The sequence below is a fragment of the Bacillus sp. EKM202B genome (assembly GCF_011066025.1).
Taxonomy (GTDB): Bacteria; Bacillota; Bacilli; order Bacillales; family Bacillaceae_G; genus Bacillus_A; species Bacillus_A toyonensis.
In genome coordinates this window covers 1-476 of sequence record NZ_JAAMNK010000100.1, presented here as the reverse complement: position 1 = coordinate 476, position 476 = coordinate 1, and the positions used below count along the sequence as shown (strand labels likewise).

The following is a 476-nucleotide window of genomic DNA, read 5'->3' as shown; positions in this document are numbered from 1 at the left end:
TCTGCAGCACTTAAAGTATGTATGATGAACATGTCTAAAATTGCGAATGACCTTCGCTTAATGGCATCAGGTCCACGTGTTGGTTTAGCGGAAATTATGTTACCAGCTCGTCAACCCGGTTCATCTATTATGCCAGGGAAAGTAAATCCTGTTATGCCAGAAGTAATTAATCAAATTGCGTTCCAAGTAATTGGTAACGACCATACAATTTGCCTTGCTTCAGAAGCAGGACAATTAGAATTAAATGTTATGGAACCAGTACTTGTTTTCAACTTACTTCAATCTATTAGCATTATGAATAACGGTTTCCGTGCCTTTACAGATAATTGCTTAAAAGGAATTGAAGCGAATGAAGATCGTTTAAAAGAGTACGTTGAGAAAAGTGTAGGAATTATTACAGCCGTGAATCCTCATATCGGTTATGAAGCAGCAGCTCGCGTTGCGAATGAAGCAATTGCAACAGGTCAATCCGTTCG

1 protein-coding gene is annotated in these 476 nt (G+C 38.9%); it reads left to right on the top strand.

The window, feature by feature from the left end:
- Positions 1-476: lyase family protein (locus tag G9F74_RS29485; RefSeq protein ID WP_260408324.1), on the top strand; the 476-nt coding region annotated here is incomplete at both ends.